The sequence below is a fragment of the Burkholderia sp. Ac-20345 genome, from assembly GCF_017104825.1.
Taxonomy (GTDB): domain Bacteria; phylum Pseudomonadota; class Gammaproteobacteria; order Burkholderiales; family Burkholderiaceae; genus Burkholderia; species Burkholderia lata_B.
In genome coordinates, this window is the sequence record NZ_JAAGPO010000180.1 from 1 (window position 1) to 23,949 (window position 23,949).

At 67.6% G+C, this 23,949-nt stretch carries 21 protein-coding genes; 12 read left to right on the forward strand and 9 right to left on the reverse strand.

The features are described from left to right. On the reverse strand, positions 1–933 hold a 933-nt coding region (locus G3O06_RS37445; RefSeq protein ID WP_241020435.1), incomplete at its 3' end, for a multicopper oxidase domain-containing protein. 671 nt (positions 934–1,604) lie between these two features. Here G3O06_RS37445 and G3O06_RS37450 point away from each other — a divergent pair. Next, the gene (locus tag G3O06_RS37450) at positions 1,605–1,829 is read left to right on the forward strand and encodes a hypothetical protein (protein WP_006490888.1); all 225 of its coding nucleotides are present in this window, start codon (positions 1,605–1,607) and stop codon (positions 1,827–1,829) included. Between the two features lie 123 nt (positions 1,830–1,952). Here the strand turns inward: G3O06_RS37450 and G3O06_RS37455 are convergent, their stop codons facing one another. Continuing rightward, entirely contained in the window at positions 1,953–4,181 is a 2,229-nt protein-coding gene (locus G3O06_RS37455; RefSeq protein ID WP_205819149.1) for an NADP-dependent isocitrate dehydrogenase, read from the reverse strand. 280 nt (positions 4,182–4,461) lie between these two features. Then, on the reverse strand, positions 4,462–5,718 hold the full coding sequence (gene icd / locus G3O06_RS37460) for an NADP-dependent isocitrate dehydrogenase (RefSeq protein ID WP_048252141.1): 1,257 nt from the start codon (positions 5,716–5,718) through the stop codon (positions 4,462–4,464). Positions 5,719–5,995: 277 nt separating this feature from the next. Here icd and G3O06_RS37465 point away from each other — a divergent pair, with 277 nt between their 5' ends. The 6 genes from G3O06_RS37465 (at position 5,996) to G3O06_RS49370 (ending at position 13,209) form a co-directional block, all read left to right on the forward strand. Next, complete coding sequence (locus G3O06_RS37465) at positions 5,996–6,574, forward strand: pseudouridine synthase (protein ID WP_043190023.1); 579 nt, start codon at positions 5,996–5,998, stop codon at positions 6,572–6,574. 282 nt (positions 6,575–6,856) lie between these two features. After that, positions 6,857–7,075 (forward strand): hypothetical protein, encoded by a 219-nt coding sequence (locus G3O06_RS37470; RefSeq protein WP_072444916.1) that lies wholly within the window; start codon positions 6,857–6,859, stop codon positions 7,073–7,075. A gap of 160 nt (positions 7,076–7,235) precedes the next feature. After that, positions 7,236–7,736: a DUF192 domain-containing protein gene (locus G3O06_RS37475; protein WP_174917536.1), complete on the forward strand. Its 501-nt coding sequence runs from the start codon at positions 7,236–7,238 to the stop codon at positions 7,734–7,736. Positions 7,737–7,953: 217 nt separating this feature from the next. After that, a complete protein-coding gene (gene fusA / locus G3O06_RS37480; protein WP_174986437.1) occupies positions 7,954–10,065 on the forward strand; it encodes an elongation factor G in 2,112 nt (703 codons plus the stop codon). A 164-nt stretch (positions 10,066–10,229) separates the two neighbouring features. Continuing rightward, positions 10,230–11,240, forward strand: a complete 1,011-nt coding sequence (locus tag G3O06_RS37485; protein ID WP_205819150.1) for a HoxN/HupN/NixA family nickel/cobalt transporter — start codon at positions 10,230–10,232, stop codon at positions 11,238–11,240. 289 nt (positions 11,241–11,529) lie between these two features. Continuing rightward, positions 11,530–13,209: a hypothetical protein gene (locus G3O06_RS49370; protein ID WP_241020438.1), complete on the forward strand. Its 1,680-nt coding sequence runs from the start codon at positions 11,530–11,532 to the stop codon at positions 13,207–13,209. A gap of 27 nt (positions 13,210–13,236) precedes the next feature. Here the strand turns inward: G3O06_RS49370 and G3O06_RS37495 are convergent, their stop codons facing one another. After that, positions 13,237–14,082 (reverse strand): aldo/keto reductase, encoded by an 846-nt coding sequence (locus G3O06_RS37495; RefSeq protein WP_205819151.1) that lies wholly within the window; start codon positions 14,080–14,082, stop codon positions 13,237–13,239. Between the two features lie 166 nt (positions 14,083–14,248). Here G3O06_RS37495 and G3O06_RS37500 point away from each other — a divergent pair, with 166 nt between their 5' ends. Further along, positions 14,249–14,995: a GntR family transcriptional regulator gene (locus tag G3O06_RS37500; RefSeq protein WP_011352976.1), complete on the forward strand. Its 747-nt coding sequence runs from the start codon at positions 14,249–14,251 to the stop codon at positions 14,993–14,995. A gap of 21 nt (positions 14,996–15,016) precedes the next feature. Here the strand turns inward: G3O06_RS37500 and G3O06_RS37505 are convergent, their stop codons facing one another. Beyond that, on the reverse strand, positions 15,017–16,408 hold the full coding sequence (locus G3O06_RS37505; protein WP_205819152.1) for a CoA transferase: 1,392 nt from the start codon (positions 16,406–16,408) through the stop codon (positions 15,017–15,019). Positions 16,409–16,868: 460 nt separating this feature from the next. Continuing rightward, positions 16,869–17,192 (reverse strand): DUF2917 domain-containing protein, encoded by a 324-nt coding sequence (locus G3O06_RS37510; protein ID WP_205819153.1) that lies wholly within the window; start codon positions 17,190–17,192, stop codon positions 16,869–16,871. 220 nt (positions 17,193–17,412) lie between these two features. On the opposite strand from G3O06_RS37510, the gene mdtD reads away from it, so the two are divergent. Together mdtD and G3O06_RS37520 are read left to right on the forward strand one after the other, a co-directional pair. Continuing rightward, a complete protein-coding gene (mdtD, locus tag G3O06_RS37515) occupies positions 17,413–18,849 on the forward strand; it encodes a multidrug transporter subunit MdtD (RefSeq protein WP_174917543.1) in 1,437 nt (478 codons plus the stop codon). Positions 18,850–19,028: 179 nt separating this feature from the next. Next, positions 19,029–20,303 carry an EAL domain-containing protein gene (locus G3O06_RS37520; protein ID WP_205819154.1) on the forward strand — a complete coding sequence of 425 codons (1,275 nt, stop codon included), beginning with the start codon at positions 19,029–19,031 and terminating at the stop codon, positions 20,301–20,303. A 22-nt stretch (positions 20,304–20,325) separates the two neighbouring features. Here G3O06_RS37520 and G3O06_RS37525 read toward each other — a convergent pair whose 3' ends face one another. From G3O06_RS37525 to G3O06_RS37535, 3 genes are all read right to left on the reverse strand, one after another. After that, on the reverse strand, positions 20,326–20,928 hold the full coding sequence (locus tag G3O06_RS37525; RefSeq protein ID WP_205819155.1) for a methyltransferase domain-containing protein: 603 nt from the start codon (positions 20,926–20,928) through the stop codon (positions 20,326–20,328). 107 nt (positions 20,929–21,035) lie between these two features. Then, complete coding sequence (locus tag G3O06_RS37530) at positions 21,036–22,082, reverse strand: 2-dehydropantoate 2-reductase (RefSeq protein WP_205819156.1); 1,047 nt, start codon at positions 22,080–22,082, stop codon at positions 21,036–21,038. After that, positions 22,075–22,599 carry an Mpo1-like protein gene (locus tag G3O06_RS37535; RefSeq protein ID WP_174986455.1) on the reverse strand — a complete coding sequence of 175 codons (525 nt, stop codon included), beginning with the start codon at positions 22,597–22,599 and terminating at the stop codon, positions 22,075–22,077. The genes G3O06_RS37530 and G3O06_RS37535 overlap by 8 nt, the downstream gene beginning before the upstream one ends. An 81-nt stretch (positions 22,600–22,680) precedes the next feature. Between G3O06_RS37535 and G3O06_RS37540 the strand changes: the two genes are divergently transcribed. Then, complete coding sequence (locus G3O06_RS37540; RefSeq protein WP_174967650.1) at positions 22,681–23,388, forward strand: Crp/Fnr family transcriptional regulator; 708 nt, start codon at positions 22,681–22,683, stop codon at positions 23,386–23,388. 86 nt (positions 23,389–23,474) lie between these two features. Next, the coding region (locus G3O06_RS37545; protein ID WP_205819157.1) for a chromate transporter at positions 23,475–23,949 on the forward strand (475 nt) is incomplete at its 3' end.

Consider the following 23,949-nt stretch of genomic DNA (forward strand, 5'->3'; position numbering starts at 1 on the left):
GTCGACGGTTACGTGAATGCCGGCGACCGGATCGTGATCCGACTCGGCGATCGCCGTCGCGGCCCCGGCACACGCGTGCAGACTTTCGCCGAGGACAACTTCCGGTTCCGGCTCTACGTCGATCCGCGGCCGGCGCGCGCCGTTGACCAGCACGAACTGACCCTCGCGGCCGTTCATCCAGTCCATCATGTCGTTCGGTGCAATCGTGCCGTCGCGCGCAAGCTTCAAGTCCGACACGAACAGGTTGCGCTCGGGCCAGCCCGCCAGCGGATCGTCCGCGGCGCGCACGACGAACGGGCCGGCCAGCCCGCGGAAGACCTGCTCGGCCGTCATCATGTGCGGATGCGGGTGGTACCAGTAGGTACCGGCACTCCCCTTCGGCAGCGTGAAGCGGTACACACGCGACGCGCCGGGCGCGACGGGATTGGACGGATTGCCGTCCTGGTCGGGCGGCACGGGCAGGCCGTGCCAGTGGAGCGTCGACGGCTGCGGCAGCTTGTTCACGAACTTGATCTCGACGGTATCGCCCTCGCGCACGTCGATCAGCGGACCGACGACGGGGCCCTGCGTGCCCGCGCCGAACTGCCAGAACGTGGTCGGCCGTGAACCGTGCAGCATCGGGCGCGCCACGGGCTGCGCCACCAGCGTGGCCCGGAACGTGCCGGGCTCGCGGCTTTCGTTCGCGAGCGTGCGCAGCGCCGCGAGCGGCGCGCCGGCCGGCAACGCGTCGGCGGCCGCGAGCGCGGCCGGTGCGGACTTGCCGTGCTGCCCGTGACCCGCCATCCCTGACATACCCGACATGCCGGGCATGTCGTCCATCGAATCCATGCCGGCCATGCCGGCGTGACCGGCATGCTGCGCCCACGCGGCGCGCGCGAACAGCGACGCGGCCGCGACACCGATGGCGCGCGACAGGAAGGTTCTCCGTATCATCAATCGTTCCTCGTTATCCATGCTGCGTCGCGCGGCCGCCGCGACGCCCGCGCCTGCCGGTTGAAGCGCCGATGCGCGACGTAAATCCTGAAGCCCGCGTCATCATAACCGCAGGCCCATATCGAAAATCCCCACCGCCCGCCGGGCGGCGATACGCCGCAGGGTTCGACGACGCCGCGCCCGATTCGGCACGCATCGACCGACACTGTCGACCAGCGCTGCACGGCCATTCACTCGCGACCGCAACACCGCTCACTCCTGCCCGTTGCCGCTTCCGGGCGGTCACCTGGCGCGTGCCGTTCGGCCCAGCCGACGCGCCGATCACTTCACCGATTCACAAACCCGCCGATATTTCACGATGCGGAACAAGTCTCTGCGTTGTAAAAATTCGTGGTGCAGGGCACAAATTTCCCGTTTCGCGATGCCAAAAAACGTTCCGCAATACAAAATGACGATGATAATTATTTGTTTTTAAAAGAGAATTTTTGTTTAGTGAAGCCGTTCTACATGCACCATCGGAGCGGGTCGCGGACGTAGACTTTGTCCCATGCACTGACGCTTCGCCACGACGTTCGATACGGAACCCGGCGCAAGCAGCCAGTCGGGCCACAGCCGGCCGAACCGGCAAGCGGCACAACAGAATCGCTTGTAATCAGAAAGGGAGAACGGAAATGAAGGGATTTCGCTTTGGTTCAGCGCTCGGGTCGTTCTACATCCTGCCGGGTAACGGCGGCTGGGAAGCGACGTTCGGCAACGCCCTGCTCGGCGCATTCTCGTGCCCCGAAGTGGCAGCCGACCACATCTCCCGCGGAGACTGCGAGCAACTGTCCGAACTGGACACGGCAACGCTCGAAGTGCCGCACGAAATCGCCGAATGGGAAATCGTTCACGTCTGAATGACAAGCCAGCAACGAAAAACGCCCCGGGCGTCCGGGGCGTTTTTCTTTTGTAGCCGACGGCTGGCACCAATGCCCGCCGCGCCGGCACACGCAACGACTCGCGCGATCGCGCGGCCCGCGTCAGGCGACCGCGTCGACGATGCCGTTCAGCGTCGCGCTCGGGCGCATTGCCTGGCTCGTCAGGTCGACGTTCGGACGGTAGTAGCCGCCGATGGCCTGTGCCTTGCCCTGCGCGGCCGCCAGTTCTTCCAGAATGCGCGCTTCGCTGTCGGACAGCGCCTTCGCCACGCCTTCGAACTGCGCCTTCAGCGCCGCGTCCTCGGTCTGCTCGGCCAGCGCCTGCGCCCAGTACAGGCACAGGTAGAAGTGGCTGCCGCGGTTGTCGAGACCGCCGACCTTGCGCGCCGGCGACTTGTTCTCGTCCAGGAACTTGCCGGTCGCCTGGTCGAGCGTCTTCGCGAGCACGACCGCCTTCGGGTTCTGGTATGCGTTGCCGAGGTGCTCGAGCGACGCGGCCAGCGCGAGGAATTCACCGAGCGAATCCCAGCGCAGGAAGCCTTCCTCGACGAACTGCTGGACGTGCTTCGGCGCGGAACCGCCCGCACCCGTTTCGAACATCCCGCCGCCGGCCATCAGCGGCACGATCGACAGCATCTTCGCGCTGGTGCCGAGTTCCATGATCGGGAACAGGTCGGTCAGGTAGTCGCGCAGCACGTTGCCGGTGACCGAGATCGTGTCCTTGCCCGCACGGATACGATCGAGCGAGAAACGCGTCGCGTCGACCGGCGTCATCACGCGGATGTCGAGGCCGTTCGTGTCGTGATCCTTCAGGTAACGCTCGACCTTCGCGATGATCTGCGCGTCGTGTGCACGCGCCGGATCGAGCCAGAACACGGCCGGTGCGCCGGTCGCACGCGCGCGGTTCACCGCGAGCTTGACCCAGTCCTGCACCGGCGCGTCCTTCGTCTGGCACATGCGCCAGATGTCGCCCGATTCCACTGCATGCTCGAGCAGCACGTTGCCCGCTTCGTCGGTGACGCGCACGACGCCGTCCGCCGGGATCTGGAACGTCTTGTCGTGCGAACCGTATTCTTCAGCCGCCTGCGCCATCAGGCCGACGTTCGGCACGCTGCCCATCGTGACCGGGTCGAACGCGCCATGCTGCTTGCAGTCCTCGATCACGGCCTGGTAGACACCTGCGTAGCAGCGGTCCGGAATCACGGCCTTCGCGTCGTACAGCTGGCCGTCCGGGCCCCACATGCCGCCCGAGTCGCGGATCATCGCCGGCATCGATGCGTCGACGATCACGTCGCTCGGCACGTGCAGGTTCGTGATGCCCTTGTCCGAGTTGACCATTGCGAGGCGCGGGCGCACTGCATATTCGGCCTTGATGTCGGCTTCGATCGCTTCGCGCGTGTCGGCCGGCAGGTCCTTCAGGCGCGCGTACAGGTCGCCGATGCCGTTGTTCTGGTTGAAGCCGACCTGCGACAGCACGTCCGCGTGCTTCGCAAGCGCGTCGCGGTAGAACACCGACACGAAGTGACCGAACAGGATCGGGTCCGAGACCTTCATCATGGTCGCCTTCAGGTGCACCGAGAACAGCACGTCCTGCGCCTTCGCATCGGCGATCTGCGCGTCGATGAAGCTGCGCAGCGCGTTGCGGCTCATCACCGATGCATCGATCACTTCACCGGCCTTCACGGCCGTCTTTTCCTTCAGCACCTTCTTCGCGCCGTCGGTCGTCGTGAGTTCGATCTTCACGCTGCCGGCATCGGCGATCAGCGCCGACTTCTCGCTGCCGTAGAAGTCGCCTTCGCTCATGTGCGCGACGTGCGCCTTCGACGTGGCCTTCCACGCGCCCATCTTGTGCGGATGCTTGCGTGCGTAGTTCTTGACCGACAGCGGCGCGCGGCGGTCGGAGTTGCCTTCGCGCAGCACCGGGTTCACCGCGCTGCCCTTGATCTTGTCGTAGCGGGCCTTGACCGCCTTCTCTTCGTCCGTCGACGGATCTTCCGGATAGGCCGGCAGCTGGAAGCCCTGCGCCTGCAGTTCGGCGATCGCGGCCTTGAGCTGCGGCACCGATGCGCTGATGTTCGGCAGCTTGATGATGTTCGCTTCCGGCTTCAGCGTGAGCTGGCCCAGTTCGGCCAGATCGTCGGAACCCTTCTGCTCCGGCGGCAGGACGTCTGCGAATGCCGCGATGATGCGGCCGGCGAGCGAGATGTCGCGCGTCTCGACGGCGACGCCGGACGAGCGCGTGAAGGCCTTGACGATCGGCAGCAGCGAATAGGTCGCGAGCGCGGGCGCTTCGTCGGTGAGGGTGTAGATGATCTTGGGCGAAGTGGACATGGTCGATGCGTTGCTACGTGAAAATTTTGACTGAGAGCGCCGGCGGGTAACCGGCGGGGAGCGACCGGATCGGTCGCGAAAGGGGCACGCCGGCTCAGCCAGGCGGTGGTGTTGCGAGGGCCGTCATGTTCTACCTTGCAGGGGCTCCGGGCCGCATCGCGGCGCCGCGGCCCGCATGCCGGACCGCCCTGCCAACAAACCTGCCATCCACGAAACGCTCCGGCGCCGGCAGTAGGCGCCGGGGCGGCCGGACACGCGCCGGCCCACCCCGGAAGGGGACTTACATGTTCTCGATCAGCACTTCACCGAAGCCCGAGCACGACACCTGCGTCGCACCTTCCATCAGGCGCGCGAAGTCGTACGTGACGCGCTTCTGCAGGATCGACTTCTCCATCGCGGCGATGATCGTATCGGCTGCTTCCGTCCAGCCGAGGTGGCGCAGCATCATTTCCGCCGACAGGATCTCGGAACCGGGGTTCACGTAATCCTTGCCTGCGTACTTCGGCGCGGTGCCGTGCGTCGCTTCGAACATCGCGACCGAATCCGACAGGTTCGCGCCCGGCGCGATGCCGATGCCGCCAACCTGCGCGGCCAGCGCGTCGGAGATGTAGTCGCCGTTCAGGTTCAGCGTGGCGATCACGTCGTATTCGGCCGGGCGCAGCAGGATCTGCTGCAGGAATGCGTCGGCGATCGAATCCTTGATCACGATCTCGTTGCCCGTCCTCGGGTTCTTCACGCGCATCCACGGGCCGCCGTCGATCAGCTCGCCGCCGAATTCCTTCTGTGCAAGCGCGTAGCCGGCGTCACGGAACAGGCCTTCCGTGAACTTCATGATGTTGCCCTTGTGCACCAGCGTGACCGACTTGCGATCGTTGTCGATCGCGTACTGGATCGCCTTGCGAACGAGACGCTCGGTGCCTTCGGTCGACACGGGCTTGACACCGATCCCCGAGGTTTCCGGGAAGCGGATCTTCTTCACGCCCATCTCGTCCTGCAGGAACTTGATCACCTTCTTCGCCTGCTCGGAGCCCGCGGCCCATTCGATGCCTGCGTAGATGTCTTCCGAGTTCTCGCGGAAGATCACCATGTCGATCTTTTGCGGCTCGCGCACCGGCGACGGCACGCCCTTGAAGTACTGCACCGGGCGCAGGCACACGTACAGGTCGAGTTCCTGGCGCAGCGCGACGTTCAGCGAACGGATGCCGCCGCCGACCGGGGTCGTGAGCGGCCCCTTGATCGACACCACGTATTCCTTGAGCACCTGCAGCGTTTCGTCCGGAAGCCACACGTCCGGACCGTACACCTTCGTCGCCTTCTCGCCCGCGAAAATCTCCATCCAGTGGATCTTGCGCTTGCCCTTGTAGGCATGCGCGACCGCCGCGTCGACGACCTTGATCATGACCGGGGTGATATCGAAGCCCGTACCGTCGCCTTCGATATAGGGAATGATCGGCTGATCGGAAACGTTGAGCGAGAAGTCCTTGTTGACGGTGATCTTGTCACCGCCTTCCGGAACCTTGATGTGCTGATACGGCATGATCGACTCCAGTGACGTGGCTGAGCAGGTGATGCTGGTCGAAGCTGCGCGCGCGGCGGGGGCGCGGCATGGCCACCCCGTGACGGCAACAGCGAGCCGCTATTCTAGCGCCCCAACCGGGCACTTCGGCATGAAGCGCGGCACTGCGTATCAAGACCCCACTTATGTCTTATATAAGACAGAGGACTTGCCGTTCCGTATTATGCATTAAGATTCCGCCATTTGCCATAGACCGCCCGCCCCCGCTTCCCGCGGCGCGCCGGGCGGACGCCCCGCCATGAACCTGATCGCCCTCAACAAGCCGTTCGGCACGATTTGCCAGTTTTCCGCGCACGAGACGCGCCCGTCGCTCGGCGACTGGGTAAAAACGCCCGGCGTCTACGCGGCCGGCCGGCTGGACGCGGACAGCGAGGGGCTGCTGCTGCTCACCGACGACGGCGCGCTGCAGGCGCGCATCGCCGAGCCGCGCCACAAGCTCGTCAAGCGCTACTGGGCGCAGGTCGAGGGCGCGCCCGGGCCCGCAGACCTGAAGGCGCTCGCGCGCGGCGTCGACCTCGGCGACTACGTGACGCGCCCGTGCCGCGCCGAATTCATCGAACCGCCCGACACGCTGTGGCCGCGCAATCCGCCGATCCGCTACCGCGCCGCGATCCCGACGACGTGGATCGAGCTTGCGATCACCGAGGGCAAGAACCGGCAGGTGCGCAGGATGACGGCGGCCGTCGGCTTCCCGACGTTGCGCCTGGTGCGCGTCGGCGTCGGTGCGCTGGATATATTCGCGCTCGGCATTGCACCGGGAGAAACAATCGCGCTGCCGCCGCGCGCGCCGTGGGACGGTTTCGCGCCCGCCGGATGACGAATTCGGGACGCGCGAATTTTTCGTCATCTTTTTCGTCAACCGCCCGCGAAGATCGCGCGTTAAACCACGCAGATGCCAACCTTAGCTATCCGGCATTGGCAGCCGAACCCGTGTTTGCGTCACGAAAGCGACGTTTTTATCGAATACGATTCGGCGCCCGCAGCGCAATGAGAAATTTCTCGAAGCGTCTGTCAACCGAAAGGTGGATGGCACCGTTAGACGACATGACTCCTATTGCCGGGTCATTTGGTTAATTAACTAAAAGCTGAGGAACACAACATGAACAAACTGATCGCTGCTCTGGTCGCTGGTCTCTTCGCAACGGCTGCTTTCGCACAAGCATCGGCTCCGGCCGCTCCGGCTGCTGCTGCTCCGGCAGAAGCTGCTTCGGCACCGGCTAAGAAGGCAACGCACAAGAAGCACCACGCAGCTAAGAAGCACCACGCTGCGAAGAAGGCTGCTAGCGAAGCCGAAGCACCGGCAGCTGCTTCGAACTAAGCAAGCTTGCTGTAATAACGCAGTCAAGAACACGCAGTCTTGCCGTTCTTACGGCGTTGAAAGGCAGATCACCGCAAGGCGATCTGCCTTTTTCTTTTGTGTGCCCGCCTGCGCGCATCGCGTACCATGCGGGTCTCGTTTTCCAGATAGGAGCCTTGCTGTGCAATTCTCCCTGCGCTCGTCGCTCGGCCGCCTTGCGCGCGCCGCCGTGTTTCCCGCCGCGCTCGCCGTCCTCGCGCTCGGCATGCAGGCCGCCAGCGCGCAAGTGCCGCCCGGCGCCAAGCAGCCGAGCGAATTCCCGCGCGTGAAGCTGCGCGCCGGCATGTACGTGATCGACGCGGCCGTCGCCGCGAACGACCCCGACCGCGAACAGGGGCTGATGTACCGTTCGCAGCTCGCGCCGAACGAAGGCATGCTGTTCGTGTTCAACGAGAACGCGGTGCACTGCTTCTGGATGAAGAACACGCTGATCCCGCTGTCGATCGCGTTCATCCGCGCCGACGGCACGATCACCGACATCGACGAGATGAAGGCCGAGACGACCGACAACCACTGCCCGCGCAACAACGGCGTCTATGCGCTCGAAATGAGCAAGGGCTGGTTCGCGGCGAAGGGCATCAAGCCCGGCATGAAGCTCGAAGGCCTGCCGAAGGCCCCGTAACGGCCATTGCCGCGGCGCCGCGCCGCGCACCGACCGAAGCCGGCCGCCCGTAGCGTGCCGGTTTTTTTTCGCCCGCCGGCGGTGGCACCCGGCTTGATTCCGCCGGTGCCGGCCGCATCTGCAAAAGCCACGCGCAAGCGCTATCCTTTAAGTCTAGCTTGTCCAATCCGGGCCTGCCCTGCCGGCCCGCTTACGATCCGAACCTAAGGAGGTTCACGTGCCCCGCAAAACCCCCATCGAGCGCTATCGCAATATCGGGATCAGCGCTCACATCGATGCCGGCAAGACCACGACGACCGAGCGCATCCTGTTTTACACCGGCGTGAGCCACAAGATCGGTGAAGTGCACGACGGCGCGGCCACGATGGACTGGATGGAGCAGGAGCAGGAACGCGGCATCACGATCACGTCGGCGGCGACCACGGCCTTCTGGAAGGGCATGGCCGGCAACTATCCGGAGCACCGGATCAACATCATCGACACGCCCGGGCACGTCGACTTCACGATTGAAGTCGAGCGCTCGATGCGCGTGCTCGACGGCGCGTGCATGGTCTACGACTCGGTCGGCGGCGTGCAGCCGCAGTCCGAAACCGTCTGGCGCCAGGCCAACAAGTACAAGGTGCCGCGCATCGCGTTCGTCAACAAGATGGACCGCGTCGGCGCCGATTTCTTCCGCGTGCAGCGGCAGATCGGCGAGCGCCTGAAAGGCGTCGCCGTGCCGATCCAGATTCCGATCGGCGCGGAAGATCATTTCCAGGGCGTCGTCGATCTCGTGAAGATGAAGGCGATCGTGTGGGACGACGAAAGCCAGGGCGTGAAGTTCTCGTACGAGGACATTCCGGCGAACCTCGTCGAGCTCGCGCACGAATGGCGCGAGAAGATGGTCGAGGCCGCGGCGGAAGCGAGCGAGGAACTGCTCGAGAAGTACCTGCACGACCACGAATCGCTGACCGAGGACGAGATCAAGGCCGCGCTGCGCAAGCGCACGATCGCGAACGAGATCGTGCCGATGCTGTGCGGCAGCGCGTTCAAGAACAAGGGCGTGCAGGCGATGCTCGACGCCGTGATCGACTACCTGCCGTCGCCGGTCGACGTGCCGGCGATTCTCGGCCACGACTTCGCCGATCCGGAAAAGCCCGCGGAACGTCATCCGAGCGATGACGAGCCGTTCTCGTCGCTCGCGTTCAAGATCATGACCGACCCGTTCGTCGGCCAGCTGATCTTCTTCCGCGTGTATTCGGGCGTCGTCGAATCCGGCGACACGGTGCTCAACGCGACCAAGGACAAGAAGGAACGGCTCGGCCGGATCCTGCAGATGCACGCGAACGAGCGCAAGGAAATCAAGGAAGTGCGCGCGGGCGACATCGCGGCGGCCGTCGGCCTGAAGGAAGCGACCACCGGCGACACGCTGTGCGATCCGGCCAAGCCGATCATCCTCGAGAAGATGGAATTCCCGGAACCGGTGATCTCGCAGGCCGTCGAGCCGAAGACGAAGGCCGACCAGGAAAAGATGGGCCTCGCGCTGAACCGCCTGGCACAGGAAGATCCGTCGTTCCGCGTGCAGACCGACGAAGAGTCCGGCCAGACGATCATTTCGGGGATGGGCGAGCTTCACCTCGAAATCCTGGTCGACCGGATGAAGCGCGAATTCGGCGTCGAAGCGACGGTCGGCAAGCCGCAGGTCGCGTATCGCGAGACGGTGCGCACGACGGCGTCCGACGTCGAGGGCAAGTTCGTCAAGCAGTCGGGTGGCCGCGGCCAGTACGGCCACGCGGTGATCACGCTCGAGCCGAACCCCGGCAAGGGCTACGAGTTTCTCGACGAGATCAAGGGCGGCGTGATTCCGCGTGAATTCATCCCGGCCGTCGACAAGGGCATCACCGAAACGCTGAAAAGCGGCGTGCTCGCGGGATACCCGGTCGTCGACGTGAAGGTGCACCTGACGTTCGGCTCGTACCACGACGTCGACTCGAACGAAAACGCGTTCCGGATGGCCGGCTCGATGGCGTTCAAGGAAGCGATGCGCCGTGCGAAGCCCGTGCTGCTCGAGCCGATGATGGCCGTCGAGGTCGAGACGCCCGAGGACTTCATGGGCAACGTGATGGGCGACCTGTCGAGCCGGCGCGGCATCGTGCAGGGGATGGAGGACATCGCGGGCGGCGGCGGCAAGCTCGTGCGCGCCGAGGTGCCGCTTGCGGAGATGTTCGGCTATTCGACATCGCTGCGTTCGGCCACGCAGGGCCGCGCGACCTACACGATGGAGTTCAAGCACTACGCGGAAACGCCGGCCAACGTATCGGAAGGCGTGATCAGTGCGAAAGTGAAGTAAGTACGGGGCGCTCACGCGCTGCCGCATGCACGCAAGGCCCGTCCGGTTCCGGACGGGCCTTTTTTCATTCGGCGCGCGCGGCGTTCGCGGCTTTTTGATCGGCACGCCCCGCATTTTTTTCGCGTGCCACAATGGATCGCGATTCGTCTGATGGAACCATCCCGATGCCGCCCACCCCTGCCCTGCGACGCCTGCTGATGCTCTACGCCGGCCTGATCGCCGCGAACGCCGCCGTCTGGCTGTGGGCGCTCGCCGTGTTGCGCGATCACCCGCTGCTGCTCGGCACCGCGGCAATCGCGTACGGGCTCGGGCTGCGTCATGCGGTCGACGCCGATCACATCGCAGCGATCGACGTTGCGACGCGCAAGCTGATGCAGGAAGGCCAGCGTCCGGTGAGCGTCGGGCTGTTCTTCTCGCTCGGCCATTCGACGATCGTAATCGCCGCGACGCTCGGCATCGCGCTGACCGCGTTCGCGCTGCGCGACCGGTTCGATGCATTCCGCGAGATTGGCGGCACGATCGGCACGGCGGTGTCGGCCACCTTCCTGCTCGTGCTCGCGTGCGTGAACCTCGTGATCCTGCGCGACGTGTGGCGGCGCTATCGCGGCACGCACGGGCACGCGCACGATGCCGCGCATGTGCACCGTCCTGCCGGGCTCGTGTCCCGGCTGCTACGTCCGCTGTTCCGGTTCGTGTCGAAGAGCTGGCACATGTACCCGGTCGGCGTGCTGTTCGGGCTAGGTTTCGATACTGCAACCGAAATCGGCCTGCTCGCGATCGCCGCCGCACAGGCGAGCCAGGGGCTGCCGGTCTATACGGTCATGCTGTTTCCCGCGCTTTTCACCGCCGGCATGACGCTGATCGACTCGACCGACAACGTGCTGATGATTCACGCGTACGGCTGGGCGATGGACGATCCGCAGCGCAAGCTGCTCTACAACGCGAGCATCACGTTCGTGTCGGCGGCCGTCGCGCTGGCGATCGGCGGGATCGAGGCAGCCGGCCTGCTGGCCGACAAGCTGTCGCTGACGGGCCCCGTGCGCGACGCGCTCGATGCGCTCGGCAAACGTTTCGGCTCGATCGGCTACGGCATCGTCGCCCTGTTCCTCGTCTGCTGGATCGCGTCGATCCTGTTCCACCGCTGGCAGCGCGCGGCCGATGCGCCTGCGCGCTGAACATAGCTCAGACGTTTCATTCCGGAAACAAAACTCCCCCCAAGACGTTGCATGCACCGTCGCGCGCTTGCGTGCGCCTTGCGCGACGGGCGCTTGCGGCCGGTGGCACGGATCTCGCAGATAGGGATTCGCACGGCGGGCCCGCGTGCCGTTCCGCGATCGCGGCTGGCGTCCAGCGCCCGCCCGAAAGCGATCGGCTGACGACAGGACTACGAACCTTTACCGGCCCCCTGTACCACACGTAGATCGCCGCGCGGCGACGAGGCATCGCGCGCATGGGGAGGCCATGATGCTCAAGACGAAACAACCGTTCCGTACGCCGGGACGGCGCTATCGCGCAACCTTGTTCGCCGCAGCCGCGTTCGCGTGCTGCTGCTCGTATGCCGTCGCACAAGACGCGACACCGGACCCCGCGGCCGATGCAGGTGCCAGCGCGGACGCCATCATGACACTGGTCGACGACGCTTCGCCGTGTGCAGCCAATCCGGCTGCGTGCGCGGTGCACGTCTTCGCCGGTGGGCATGTCGGCGGTAATGGCGCGGGCGCGGGCGCGAGCGGCAATGGCAATGGCAATGGCAATGGCGGCAGCCCCGGTAGCGGAAATGGCAATGGCAGCGGCAACAATGGGAACGGTACCGTCGGACCTGCTGGCGTCGGCGGAACGACAAGCGGAACATCCGGCGGCACGAGTGGTTCAGGCGGCTCGGGTCGCGGAGGGAATGCGTCTGGCACCGGGGGTTCGGGTGGTGGGACCTCCGGTGGCGGCACTTCGGGCGGTGGTACTTCGGGCGGCGGTACTTCGGGTGGCGGCACTTCTGGTGGCGGTACTTCGGGCGGCGGCACTTCCGGTGGCGGCACTTCGGGCGGCGGTACTTCCGGTGGCGGCACTTCCGGTGGCGGCACTTCGGGCGGCGGTACTTCCGGTGGCGGCACTTCCGGTGGCGGCACTTCGGGCGGCGGTACTTCCGGTGGCGGCACTTCGGGCGGCGGTACTTCCGGTGGCGGCACTTCGGGCGGCGGTACTTCCGGTGGCGGCACTTCGGGAGGCGGTACTTCCGGTGGCGGTACTTCAGGCGCTGGAGGTCATGGTGGCCATGGCGGTGGTGGCGACGGTGACGGCGGCGGTCACGGCAATGGCGGTGGTCATGGCGACGGTGACGGCGGTGGGCACGGCAATGGTGGTGGCCACGGCAATGGCGACGGCGGCGGGCACGGCAACGGTGGCCATGGCGACGGTGACGGCGGCGGGCACGGCAATGGTGGTGGCCACGGCAATGGCGACGGCGGTGGTCACGGCAACGGTGGCCATGGTGACGGTGATGGCGGCGGTCACGGCAATGGTGGTGGCCACGGCAACGGTGACGGCGGCGGGAACGGCAATGGTGGTGGCCACGGCAATGGCGACGGCGGTGGTCACGGCAACGGTGGCCACGGCAATGGCGACGGCGGCGGTCACGGCAACGGTGGCCATGGCAACGGTGACGGCGGCGGGAACGGCAATGGTGGTGGCCACGGCAATGGCGACGGCGGTGGTCACGGCAACGGTGGCCACGGCAATGGCGACGGCGGCGGTCGCGGCAACGGCGGCCATGGCGACGGTGATGGCGGCGGTCACGGCAACGGTGGCCATGGCAATGGCGACGGCGGCGGTCACGGCAATGGCGGTGGCAACGGCAATGGAAACGGCAGTGGCAGCGCCGGCAACGGTCGCGGCAATGGCAATGGCAATGGTGCTGGCGGCAACGGTGGCCAGGGCAGTAGCGGCGGCAACGGCGGTCCGGGTAACGGCGGCGGTACCGGCGGTAACGGCGGCAACGGTGGTCACGGCAATGGCGGCGGCAACGGCAATGGAAACGGCAGTGGCGGCGCCGGCAATGGCGGGGCCAACGGTGTCGGCAACGGCCATGGCAACGGGAACGGCAATGGCGGTGGTCACGGCAACGGCGGATCGTCCGGAGGCAACCACTGACCGGCCGCATTGCCCGGCCGGGTGTCGTCAGAGCATCTCGAGCGCGCGCTTGCTGCGTGGCGGACGGAAGTACGCGTCAAGCTGCGTGCGCTCGTCATCGCTGAACACGAAATCGAGCGCGGCGCGGTTGTCGCGCACGTGTTCGAGCCGCGACGCCTTCGGGATCGCGAACACCCCCGGCTGCGCGAGCACCCACGCGAGCGCGACGCGCATCACCGACACGCCGCGCTGCCGCGCGATCTCGTCGAGCGGCGAGCGCTTCGGCAGCCGCCCGTGATCGACCGGGCTGTACGCCATCGCCGGTATCCGGTGCTCGGCGAGCCACGGCAGCAGGTCGAATTCCGGGCCGCGCCGCGCGATGTTGTAGAGGATCTGGTTGGTCGCGCACGCGCCGCCACCAGCTTCATCGACGAGTTCGGCCATGTCGGCCGTATCGAAGTTGCTGACACCCCAGTGACGAATCTTGCCGGCGCGCTGCAGCGCTTCGAAGCCTTCGACCGTCTCCGCGAGCGGCACCGAGCCGCGCCAGTGCAGCAGATACAGGTCGAGGCGATCGGTGCCCAGGCGCTTGAGGCTCGCATCGCACGCGGCGACGACGCCGCGCCGGCTCGCATGGTGCGGATAGACCTTGCTGACGAGGAACACATCGTCGCGCAGACCCGCGAGCGCCTCGCCGACCAGTTCCTCGGTCGCGCCGTCGCCGTACATCTCGGCCGTATCGACCAGCGTCATCCCGAGCGCGACGCCTTCGCGCAGCGCGGCAATCTCGTCCGCGCGCCGGGCCGGCCGCTCACCCATTTCCCACGTGCCCAGGCCAAGCTTCGGAATCGTCTCGCCGTCCGGCAGGACGACCGTGGCGATCGTGTCTGTCATGCGTTCCTCGTTGCGGATTCGTGGCCGCGCACCGCGGCCCAGGCATGGAATACGACGCATCAGTGTAGTCAATCGGCGCGCGGTTCACCTATTGCACGGCAAAAACCGGCTATAACGGCGCCACGTGATGACTTAGAATGGCCGCAATCAGATCGATACCCATTCCATGAAGGCATCCACGGACGACCGCTGGCAGGACCTGCGCCCCGACCCCGACAACGACACGCCGCTCTACCTGCAGCTCGCCCGCAAGCTCGGCGACGCGATCCACGACAACCGCTGGACGGCCGGTGAGGCATTGCCCTCCGAGCGCGTGCTGTCCGATGCGCTCGGCGTATCGCGCATCACCGCGCGCAAGGCGATCGCGCTGCTCGTCGAGCAAGGCCTGATTCGCCGCACACAGGGCGCCGGCAACTTCATCCAGCCGCGCTACGAAGATCCGCTGTCGAGGCTGTCGAGCTTCAGCGAAATGCTCGAACGGCGCGGCTTCAAGCCGAGCTCGCAATGGCTCGCGCGCGAGATCCAGCCGGCGAACCGCGACGAAGTGATCCAGCTCGGGCTGTCGCCGGCCGCATCGGTCACGCGCCTGAAGCGCCTGCGCCTCGCCGACGGCATCGTGATGGCCGTCGAGAATTCGACGTTCCCCGCGACGCTGATCCCCGATCCGCAGGCGATCGGCGGATCGCTATACAGCTATCTCGAAGCACGCGGCACGCCGATCGTGCGCGCGCTGCAGCATTTCCGCGCGGTCAACGCGACCGACGAGATCGCCGAGCAGATGGGCATCGCACCGCACGACGCGCTGCTGCTGATCACACGAATCGGCTATACGTCGGACCAGCGCGCGATCGAACTGACCGATACCTACTGCCGCAACGACTACTACGACTTCGTCGTCGAGCTGCGCAAGTAACGCCGGCCGCGCCGCCGGCGCTCACAGCCAGCGCGCCTCATCGGCGCCGAGCGGCACGGGCGGGCGCGCAAGCGACGGCGGTGTCGCCGACAACCGCTCGGCCGGCCGCACCGCATCGAGCGTGCCGAACGGCGACGCGATGCGCTCGATCCGGTCGCGCACGTCGGTGCCGGCGAAATCGGGCGCCTGCAAGCCGTCCGGCACGATGCCGAACGATTGCAGCCAGCGTCCCGTCTGCGCGAGCGACAGTCGCACGTGCCAGCTTCCCCCTTCGCGCGCCCGGCGCGCGAGCGCGATCATCGCGCCGAACGCCGCCAGATAGCCCGTTGCATGATCGAGCGCCTGACACGGCAGGTGGCGCGGCGCATCCGCGTGCGCGGCCTGCTGCTCCTGCCACGCGATCCCGCTCGCCGACTGCACGAGGCTGTCGAAGCCACGCCGCTGCGCCCATGGCCCCGCGTGCCCGTACGCGGATATCGACACGTACACGATGCCAAGCCGCCGCGCCGCCAGCGCTTGTGGCCCGAAGCCGCGCGCCGCGAGCGCGCCGGGCCGGTACGACTGCAGGAACACATCCGCATCGCGTGCGAGCACATGCAGCGTTTCAATGCCCGCCGCGTCGCGCAGGTCGATCCACGTCGAACGCTTGCCGCGCCCGTTGTCGATCACGAGCGGCGCGATGTTCGGCAGATGCGGCCCGTTGACGAGCAGCGTCTGCGCGCCATGCGACGCCAGCGTGCGGCCCGCGACCGGCCCCGCGATGATCCGCGTGAGATCGAGCACGCGCACTCCGGCGAGCGGCTGGCCGGATTCGCCACGGCCGATCGGCTCGACCGGTGCGTCGCCAATTCGCTCGATCTCGAACAGCGGTAACGGTGCAATCGCGCGCGCCTGCTCGAGTGACGCCCACTCATCAGGTGTTCTGATCAATGCGGCGCACAGCCCGGCCTCGGCCAGCGCAGTATCGAGTGCCGCACCGTCCCGCGTGCGGATCGCAGCGGCGACATCATCCCGCTGCTCGCCGCAGCCGAGTACGTCGAGAATCCCGCGCAGGTGATGCGGGAAGTTTGCGTGCAACTGGATCCAGCGCCCGTCGCCCGTCTCGAAGAAACCCGTTACCGGATGACGCAACTCCGGCGGTGGACCATCGTCCACGCGCAGGTAGCGTTCACTGCGAAACGCGACGAGCGCATCGCGCACCGACACGTCGACGGATTGCGCGACGCCCGTGCGAAGCCGATGGCATTCGGCCGCCGCGAGCCCGGCTGCCGCGATCGTCGCCGCGGCCAGCGTGCCGACCCGGAAGGTCGACGGCAGCGTCGGGTCCTGCCCCGTCACGGTCGCACGGGCCAGTGCGTCGGGGTCGCCGTGTGCGAGCCGCCACAGATGCGTCAACGCGAGTTCGGGGGGCATGGCGAGAGAGGCGGTGGGAGACACAGGATCGAGTCTAGAATTCTCGACAGTCGCGAGCAATCCTGATTGCGAGAGTCAGCCCATCACGCACGGCGCGTAGCGCGGGTGCATCTCCTACACCCCGGCACGAGCGGCCTACATCACATCTCCCAGCGCCGGAAGCCTGCCGGCATCCTCTGTGCCGGCGTAACCCCCGGCACATTTGAACCGTGACCGGCTGCGCTCGCTGCCGGACGGCGCGACCAGGCACCGCGGCAACCACGCGGACAAAATGCGGCTACCCGCACGCCACCGTGCCAACGCGAAGCGTTCCGGCAGCGGCGTCGAACGTTCGCTCGACCGGGGCGTGCCGGAGCCGCGCTCGCCGATCCCGTCGATCGCCAGCCGGTCGCACCGCCGGCCGGATCGCGCATGCGCTCGACCCACGCGCTGACAGGAAGCCGGCCCAGTCCCGAGTGCGCTAAGTCGGCAGCGATGCAGGCGCGTGACGCCGGGCGTCGCGCCACGCGGCGAGCGGCCGCCACCACGCCTGCGCGGCGCGCCTGGCCGGCACCTCGAGCGCACCGAACGCGAACGTCGCACCCTGCGCCCCCGCGCTGACCCAGATGCGCATGCCGGGCGTGAGCATCAGCGAATCGCCGGCGCCGAGCCAGTGATCGTCGGGCCTGCCCTCGATCGTCACCCAGGCCTCTCCGTCGGCCACTTCCAGTGCGGTGCGATCGACGATCCGCCACCGACCGGCCGGCTCGTCGCCATCGATCACATAAAGTCGCAGTTCGCGCATGGCAGCCTCCTGGTCGCACGGGTTCGATGGCACCAGTATTTCGGACAGTGGCAGCACACGGACAGATACGGTTGCAGACACTTTTGACTGAACTGTACTGGTTGCTCGACGGGGACGGGCACCCGCCGGCCGGACTGCGCGCCGCCCTTGCGCAGAACCTGCACGGCGCAATGGCTTTCCCTACAATGTCGGCTGTCCCGCGCCACCACCCCGCCCCCCAATGTTCCAGCGCCCGCCTGCCGCCGCTCCCGGCGAAAAGAACCTCACCGTGATGCTCTGGCTCGTCGCAACGGGCTTCTTCATGCAGACGCTCGATTCGACGATCGTCAACACGGCGCTGCCGTCGATGGCCGCGAGCCTCGGCGAATCGCCGCTGCGCATGCAGTCGGTCGTGATCGCGTACTCGCTGACGATGGCGGTGATGATCCCGGTGTCGGGCTGGCTCGCCGACACGTTCGGCACGCGGCGCGTGTTCTTCAGTGCGATCCTGGTGTTCTCGCTGGGCTCGTTGCTGTGCGCGAACGCGCATACGCTGACGCAGCTCGTCGCGTTCCGCGTCGTGCAGGGCGTCGGCGGTGCGATGCTGCTGCCGGTCGGGCGGCTCGCGGTGCTGCGCACGTTCCCGGCCGAACGCTACCTGCCCGCGCTGTCGTTCGTCGCGATTCCCGGCCTGATCGGCCCGCTGATCGGGCCGACGCTCGGCGGCTGGCTCGTGAAGATCGCGTCGTGGCACTGGATCTTCCTGATCAACGTGCCGGTCGGCGTCGCGGGCTGCATCGCGACCTTCTATTCGATGCCCGATTCGCGCAACCCGGCCGTCGGCCGCTTCGACCTGAAGGGCTATCTGCTGCTGACGATCGGCATGGTCGCGATCTCGCTGTCGCTCGACGGGCTCGCGGATCTCGGGATGCAGCACGCGGCGGTGCTCGTGCTGCTGATCCTGAGCCTCGCGTGCTTCGTCGCGTACGGGCTGTATGCGGTGCGCGCGCCGCAACCGATCTTCTCGCTCGAGCTGTTCCGGATCCACACGTTCAGCGTCGGGCTGCTCGGCAACCTGTTCGCGCGGATCGGCAGCGGCGCGATGCCGTACCTGATCCCGCTGCTGCTGCAGGTGAGCCTCGGCTACTCGGCGTTCGAGGCCGGGCTGATGATGCTGCCGGTGGCGGCGGCCGGGATGTTCTCGAAGCGGATCATCACGCGCCTGATCACGCAGCACGGCTACCGCAAGGTGCTGCTCGCGAACACGATCATGGTCGGCGTGATGATGGCGAGCTTCGCGTTGATGCGCGACACCGTGCCGGTGTGGGTGAAGGTCGTGCACCTCGCGCTGTTCGGCGGCTTCAACTCGATGCAGTTCACCGCGATGAACACGCTGACGCTGAAGGATCTCGGCACGGGCGGCGCGAGCAGCGGCAACAGCCTGTTCTCGCTCGTGCAGATGCTGTCGATGAGCCTCGGCGTCACGGTCGCGGGGGCGCTGCTCGCGACGTTCACGGGCATGCTGCGCACCGTGACGCCGAGCAACACGCTGCCGGCGTTCCATGCGACGTTCATCTGCGTCGGGATCATCACGGCCGCGTCCGCGTGGATCTTCGCGCAGCTCGCGCCCGAGATCCGCAGCGCCGCGCGCAAGACCGACCCGTCCGAGCGTGCATGACGCGCGGCGCGCGCCGAACCGGGTCGGCGCGCACCATTTCGGTGCGGCGCGGCCCCGCGATGTGCCGGCGATGCCCGGCGATTCGACCGCGACGCGCCGCCGCACGGGGTACGATGCCGTGCACGCTTCTTGCTCGCCTATTCTCTAGGTAAACTGGCAGTCTTCCTTCGGCCGACATCATGAGCATGATCGAAATCGATCCCCCCGGCTTTCAGCCGCCCCGCCCCGTCGCCGGCGACGACGGGAACCGGCGCACCGTGCTGTACGGCGGCTACACCGTGTTCAGCGTGTTCCAGCCCGTTTTCTCGGTGTCGCACCGCCGCGCGATCGGCTATCACGCGTCGCTGCGTGCGCACGACGAGGAAAGCCGCCAGGTGGCGTCGCACGAGGTGTTCACGCAGGCGGCGCGGCGCGGCGACCTGCTCGAGCTCGGCCGGCTCGCCGAATCGCTGCATCTCGGCAACTTCCACGCGTTCGACAGCCATGACGAATGGCTCTTCCTGAGCCTGCATCCGGCCGCGCTGATGGACACCGTCTACAGCGACGCGATGCTCGCGAACCTGAAGGCGCTCGGGCTGCCGCCGCATCGCGTGGTGCTCGAAGTGCCCGAGCAGGCGGGCGGCGAGACGCCGCGCTACGCGGCGATCGTCGACGGGCTGCGCAAGGCCGGCTTCCTGATCGCACTCGTGGGGTTCGGCGCGAAGCATTCGAACATCGACCGCGTGTGGCACCTGCATCCCGACATCGTCACGCTCGACCGCGGCATCCTCGCGCAGGCGAGCGAGCACTCACATCTCGAACGCGTGCTGCCGGGGCTCGTGTCGCTGCTGCACGAATCCGGCCAGCTCGTGCTGATGGGCGGGCTCGCGACCGAGCGCGACGCGCTGATCGCGCTGGAGTGCGACGTCGATTTCGTGCAGGGCCAATACTTCGCGGGGCCGAGTGTCGAACCGGTGCAGCCGCAGGCCGCCGCGGGCTGCATGGATACGCTGTCGGCCGCGTTGCGGCTGCGCGTCGCGGAACGCGAGCGCACGCAGGCGGAACGGCTCGCCCCGTACGTCGCGGCGCTCGAGGAAGCGAGCCAGAAGCTCGTCGCGGGAGAATCGCTGATCGACGCGGCGGCCGTCGTACTCGGGCTGCCCGAAACCGCGCGCTGCTTCCTGCTCGACGCATCGGGGCGCCAGATCGGCGACAACGTGCTCGCACGCGGCAGCGTATCGCAGCGTGCCAAGCGTTTCCGGCCGCTGCTGCATTCCGAAGGCGCGAGCTGGGAACGGCGCCCGTACTTCATCGACGCGATGCGCGCGCCGGGCCGCGTGCACCTGACGCCGCCCTACCTGTCGATCAACGAGGCGCACCTGTGCGTGACCGCGTCGATCGCCGCGCCGGTCGCGACCGGCATGCAGGTGCTTTGCGTCGACATCAACTGGGAAGCGGCACTCAACCGCGAATGAACGAGGCGCCGCCGCGCCGCGTTCACGCGGTGGCGGCCCTGCGTACGATCAACCGGTGCACGCGCTTGCCGGACGATGCGCTGACGACCTCGTGCTCGTCGATCACCTGCGTGCCAGCGCCGAGCGCCGCCCGCATCCGCGCCGAATCGAGCGGCGTGTAGAGGCGGCCGCGCTCGTCGCGCAACACGCCGTTTCCGGCCACCCGCCAGCTCAGGTACAACGTACCGCCCGGCATCAGGAGCTCGGCCAGCCGCGTGGCGGCGGCCGCCGCGTCCGCCTGTTCGAGATGCATGACGACCGTTTCGCACAGCACGTTGCGAAACGCACCGGACGGCACGCCGGCCAGCGCCGGCAGTGTGGCCAGCTCGAAGCTGAGATCCGGATGGCGGCGCCGCGCCTCGTCGAGCAGCGCGGCGCTCGCGTCGTAGCCGCGCACGTCGAAGCCGCGCGACGCGAGCCAGGCCGTATCGCGCCCGGCTCCGCAGCCGACGTCCGCAGTCGGCCCCGGCGAGAAATGCTGCTCCAGCAGCGCGTACATGTCGTCGGGCGCAGCCTGGTCGAGCCAGTCCTGCGCGTATTGCGCGGCATGAGCGTCGTAGGCATCGAGAGTCGGGCGATCCACCATGGTGACGGCTCCGCATAGGCGTCGTATGACGCACCCCGCATCTTAGCCGTTGCACACCCGGTGCGGCAGCACGCGCACGCTCCGTGTGACGGGTTGCGCGGCCCCCCCTACGCGGCCCGCACGTCGCCCGCGCCCGGCGCCTGCGCGATCAGCTCGGCCCACAGCGCATCGCCGCGCCAGGCCGGGCGCGCCGCCGCGCGTTCCGCGTCGTGCACGAGCACGCACAGCCGCGCATTGACGGGCGCCTGCGCGCCAAAGCGCGCGGCCAGCCGCACGACCTCGCCGTTGATCCACTCGACTTCCGTCGCCCGCCCCGCCGCGAGATCGTCGGACATCGACGAACGCGCGAGCGGGTCGATCGCAAGCATCCGGCCGCCGAGCACGCGGAACGCGGCATCGGGCAAATCGAGCACGGCCGGGATCCACGCGGCCGGCAACGGTGTCAGCCGCGCGGGCCGGATCGCGGCCCGCGTCAGCCAGTGCAGTGCTTCGCGCTGCGCGAGCGCGACGCAGCGCCGGTACGCACGTTGCGCGAGTTCGTCGCGCAGCGGCAGGTTCGCGAGCGCATTGACCGCGTTGTTCAGGTTGAGCAGCAGCTTGGCCCACTGCACGGCTCGCATGTCGCGATGCAGCGCAAGCGGCAGCCCGGCGCGCACGAATGCACCGGTGAACGGCTGCAGCGCGGGAGATGCGTCGGCCGCCAGCGCACCGGCCGAGCCCTGGTGAAACACACCGGGCTCGCGCTCGATCACGTTGAACGGCACCATGCCGGCCAGCACGGTGGCTTGCGGCAGCGCTTCGCGCAGCACGTCATCGTTGTGCAGGCCGTTCTGAAAGCTGATCACAACCGTGCCGGGCCGCAGCACGCCTGCAAGCTGCGCCGCGGCCTCACGCGTCGCGGCCGATTTCACCGCGACGAGCACGAGCCGCGCGGCCGCCGCAGCCGCCGGATCGGTCGCGAACACGACATCGGCCGGGGCAAGCGCCGCACGATAGCCGCGCTGGTCGGTCAGCGTCAGCCCGTGCCGATGAATTGCGTCGCCGATCCGCGCTCGGCCGACGAGCGTCACATTCGCGCCGGCCGCCGCGAGTCGTCCGCCGAGATAGCAGCCGACGGCGCCCGCGCCGAACACGCAGACCGGTGCGTCAGACATGCGAATGCGCGCCGCCGTGCACGGGACCGGCCCGCCGCTCGACTTCGCGGCGCACGTCGCCGCGCAACCCCGCGAAGAATGCGACTTCGGCGACGACGAACAGCGGCCCGACCATCAGGCCGACCAGATCGTCGACGAATGCGGGCTTGCGCCCTTCGAACCAGTGCCCGACGAACTGCACGATCCAGCCGACGACGAACGCGCCGATACCGATCGCGAGCCATTGCGCGGTCGGCAGCAACGCAAGCGCCTGCGCGGCCCACAGACCGAGCGCGAACAGCGCGGTCATCACGATCCCGAACCGCAGGTCGAGACGCAGGTAGAACACCGCGAACGCGACGGCGAGCAGCAGCGCCGGCGACAGCGCGACGCCGGCCAGCATCCCGAGCGCGGGCCGCGACAGCAGCACCTCGGCCGCGAATACGATCATCGGGATCCCGACCAGGTGCGTCGCGATGTTGCGCGCGTCGCGATGGTAGGCCGCATACTGGGAAAGATGGTCTTCGAGCGTCTTCATCGCGTCTCCTGGTCGGTCGTTGAGCGCTATGATGCGCGTCACGCCCGAGAACCTCTGTCAGCTACCCGACATCGCGTGCCCATGCCCTCTTCGCTCGCCCCGTACCTGCCGCAGATCGAAGCGAACCCGTGGTTCGCCGCGCTGCCGCCCGCGTTGCGCGCGGACCTGCTCGCCCGCGCGGCGCTGCGCCGGCTGCCGGCCGGCCACGCGCTGTTCCGGCGCGGCGACCCGCCGTGCGGGCTGTACGCGGTACTGGCCGGTTCACTCACGATAGGTGCGGTCGACCCGCAGGGCAAGGAGGCGCTGCTGACGGTGGCCGAGCCCGTCACATGGTTCGGCGAAATCGCGCTGTTCGACGGCCAGCCGCGCACGCACGACGCAATCGCACTCGACGACGCGCTACTGCTGCACGTCCCGCAGGCCGCGTTGCTCGCGATCCTCGACGCGACGCCGCAATACTGGCGGCAATTCGCGCTGCTGATGGCGCAGAAGCTGCGCCTGAGCTTCCTGACCGTCGAATCGATGAGCGTGATGCCGGCCGCGCAGCGGCTCTCCGCCCGCCTGTTGATGATCGCCGACGGCTATGGCGGGATCAGTGCCGGCCGCACCCGCATCCGGCTGTCGCAGGAAAAACTCGCGGCGATGCTGTCGCTGACGCGGCAGACTACCAACCAGTTGCTGAAGGCGCTGCAGGCCGACGGCGTCGTGCGGCTGCACGTCGGCGAAATCGAGCTCGTCGACGTCGACGCGCTGCGGCGCACGAGCGGGTTGCCCGACAGCCCGCGCTAACCCCCTGCATCACCGTTGCGCGGCGTCCCCGCCGTCACCGCGTTGCGCTATCGTGGCGGCTCGTCCGTTCATCCGCCCGCACCGCCTTGAGCACGTCGACCGCCTCCGCTCCCTCCCGCCATCCCTGGCCGGTGTTCGTCGCATTTCTGCGGCTCGGCCTCACATCGTTTGGCGGCCCGGTCGCACATCTCGGCTACTTCCGCACCGAGTTCGTCACGCGGCGCGGCTGGCTCACCGAGCGCACGTACGCGGATCTCGTCGGGCTGTGCCAGTTCCTGCCGGGGCCCGCGAGCAGCCAGGTCGGGATGGCCATCGGCCTCGCACGCGCCGGCTACGCGGGCATGTTCGCCGCGTGGCTCGGCTTCACGCTGCCGTCGGCGCTGCTGATGATGCTGTTCGCGCTCGGCGTGCATGCGACGGGCGCGCCGATCGAAGCCGGCGCGCTGCACGGGTTGCGCATCGTGTCGGTCGCCGTGATCGCGCAAGCCGTGTGGGGCATGGCGCGCACGCTGTGCCCGGATGCGCGCCGCGTCACGCTGATGGCCGCGGCCGCCTGCGTCG